Source organism: Ferruginibacter sp. (assembly GCF_031391665.1).
In the GTDB taxonomy this organism is placed as follows: Bacteria; Bacteroidota; Bacteroidia; order Chitinophagales; family Chitinophagaceae; genus Ferruginibacter.
Map to the genome: position 1 here is coordinate 1 of NZ_JANMUN010000096.1, position 2307 is coordinate 2307.

At 38.0% G+C, this 2307-nt stretch carries 4 protein-coding genes and 1 pseudogene; all 5 read left to right on the forward strand.

What is annotated here, in order from left to right:
- Positions 1–267, forward strand: a pseudogene (locus ACY651_RS07430) (4-hydroxybenzoate octaprenyltransferase); the annotation flags it as partial.
- A 2-nt stretch (positions 268–269) separates the two neighbouring features.
- On the forward strand, positions 270–680 hold the full coding sequence (gene ruvX, locus ACY651_RS07435) for a Holliday junction resolvase RuvX (RefSeq protein WP_462251245.1): 411 nt from the start codon (positions 270–272) through the stop codon (positions 678–680).
- A gap of 86 nt (positions 681–766) precedes the next feature.
- A complete protein-coding gene (def, locus tag ACY651_RS07440) occupies positions 767–1345 on the forward strand; it encodes a peptide deformylase (RefSeq protein WP_462251247.1) in 579 nt (192 codons plus the stop codon).
- Between the two features lie 191 nt (positions 1346–1536).
- Entirely contained in the window at positions 1537–2070 is a 534-nt protein-coding gene (locus ACY651_RS07445) for a T9SS type A sorting domain-containing protein (protein ID WP_462251249.1), read from the forward strand.
- 45 nt (positions 2071–2115) lie between these two features.
- Positions 2116–2307: hypothetical protein (locus tag ACY651_RS07450; protein WP_462251251.1), on the forward strand; the 192-nt coding region annotated here is incomplete at its 3' end.

Consider the following 2307-nt stretch of genomic DNA (forward strand, 5'->3'; position numbering starts at 1 on the left):
GCTGCACTGGGCAAAACAAAAGCACTACTGGTTTCCAATTTGCTGCATGTACTTTCGGCTACCTGTGTAATAACTGCCGGTGTTTATGGAGGCTTTGGATATTGGTATTGGATAGGTGTGGCATTATTTACCGGTTTATTAATTTACCAGCATACATTAGTAAAACCAACCGATCTGAGTAAAGTAAATATGGCATTCTTTACAACAAATGGCATTGCCTCGGTTGTATTTGCCATCTTCGTTATTCTTGATTTATTTTTATTATAAAAATGGCTAGAATTCTTGCAATAGATTATGGCGGTAAACGAACCGGTTTGGCAGTAACAGATCCATTACAGATCATTGCAACGGGGTTAGAAACCATTGATTCCAGGGAACTCATCCCCTGGTTAAAAAAATATTTTGCACAGGAAGAAGTTGAATTGATCATTATCGGGCTCCCAAAAAACTGGGATGAATCAGATACCCATGGCACACCGCTGGTTGAAGCTGCTATCAAAAAAATACAAAAGGAATTCCCTGCAATACCCCTCAAAACAGTTGATGAACGTTATTCATCTAAAATGGCAAAAGATGCCATGCTTGAAATGGGCATGAAGAAAAAAGACCGCCGTGTTAAAGGCAATGTTGATGTGATTGCCGCTACCATCATTTTACAAGAATACCTGGAACGAATGTAGATTGCCGATTTTAGATTGTCTTAGTAAAATGATAACCTTAAATTTGCAGACGAATCTAAAATCGCCAATCTGAAATCTAAATTCAAATGATTCTTCCAATAGTAGCATACGGTTCACCAGTTTTAAGAAAGGTTTGTGACGAAATAACTTCCGGTTACCCCGAGTTGAATAGTCTTATTGCAGACATGTGGGAAACGATGTATAACAGTAATGGCGTAGGTTTGGCTGCACCACAAATAAATGTACCCATTCGCCTTTTTGTGATGGACAGTGAACAGATTTTTGAAAACCAGGAAGAAGATGAAAAAGATGACTATCCCGATGCCCCCGGCTTTAAAGGCGTATTCATCAATGCCCATATTGTAGCGCTTAACGGTAGGGAATGGGCGTATAACGAAGGGTGCCTCAGTATTCCCAAAATAAGGGAAGACATAATGCGTAACGAAGAAGTAACATTGGAATTTGAGGACGAAAATTTGAATACACACACCAAAACTTTTAACGGAATTACAGCAAGAGTTATACTGCACGAATATGATCATATTGAAGGCAAACTGTTTATTGACTACCTGAAGCCCCTGAAGCGAAAACTAATGAAACGTAAGCTGGATGACATTTCCAAAGGAAAGATAAAGGTTGATTACCGGATGGTTTTTCCGAAATAGAAGCCAGATTCAAATACACCCTGCCATAGTTTTTTTGCAGCCACATTTCTTATGTAATATATTGGTATTAATTAACTTATCCACAAATATGGTTTTTTCTTAAATACCCGGTTTAGGGTATTGCACAATTCAAATTTATCTCCTACTTTAGTAGCATAAATAACTATAACTTTCACCTTTAAACAGCGCTTATGAGAAAAGTACGACTCTTTTTCTTTTCAGTAAGTATTTTTTTCTCTCTCGGTTCGTTTGCACAAAGTATTACACCTGCAACACTAAACACCACCGGTGGTACGTATATTTTTACGTATTACAGTGTGGAGTGGAGTTTTGGCGAGTCTATGGCTATTAATACCATGACCGATGCAAATTCAAACATTTTTGTAACCAATGGTATTTTGCAGCCTAACACACATAACCCGGCTACCATTAATAATACCGGCACATGGGACAGAGATGAGATTAAAGTACTTCCGAATCCAACACAAAATGTGCTGGAAATTGATTTCTTCAGTAAACAAAAAGGGAAAGTTATCATGAATCTTTATGATGAGTCTGCAAGATTTGTGGGTACCAGGCAGTTTGATTATTTTGGTAACGGTAGCATTCAAAGATGGGACTTAAGCCAATATCCATCAGGCATGTACCTCCTGAATATTCAACTGGAGCCCACAGGAACATCAGTGGCTAAAAAAGGTGCTTTTAAAGTTGTAAAAATTAAATAAGCCTTTTTTAAAAATTGATTAAAAAAAACTAAAAATAATCAACACATGAAAAAGATCTTAGTAACGTTAGCAGGTTTTATAGTTACATTACTTGCTGTGGCACAGTCGCCCAATCTGTTGAATTACCAGGGTGTGGCCCGTAATGCAGTTGGTAATGTATTGCCCAGCCAGCCAATAGGTTTACGCCTTAGTATTTTAAACGGAGGCCCAACAGGACCTGCTGTTTATTCAGAGACC